We start from the raw sequence: 283 nt of genomic DNA, 5'->3' as shown, positions 1-283 counted from the left end.
GTTGTTATAGTACCTGCCGCTACTACAAAAACTTCGGTTGGCCAAACCTTCCACTCAGGAAGTGCAATTCGTAAAAGCACAAGAAATACAGCTATTGATTGAAATAGAACTAGAAGAATAAAAAATTGTAAACTTCTTGTTTTATTATGCTTTGATTTTTTTGCATACCATTTTCTTTGCTCATCAATGCGATTTGAAAGATAGAACTCTTTACGATCGTCGATATCACAAGCTCTAGTACTTTTCATCTCTGATGTTATTTGTTCATAAGCGCAGTCATCAC

General features: G+C 34.6%; 1 protein-coding gene. It reads right to left on the bottom strand.

Going from position 1 to position 283, the window contains the following annotated elements; translation table 11 throughout:
• Nucleotides 1-283: SLATT domain-containing protein (locus R0K30_RS21650; protein WP_410612868.1), on the bottom strand; the 283-nt coding region annotated here is incomplete at both ends.

This window comes from Bacillus sp. SIMBA_154, assembly GCF_046536015.1.
GTDB lineage: Bacteria > Bacillota > Bacilli > Bacillales > Bacillaceae > Bacillus > Bacillus pumilus_P.
The sequence above is the reverse complement of the archived record's forward strand: the minus strand, read 5'-3'. Positions and strand labels throughout refer to the sequence as shown.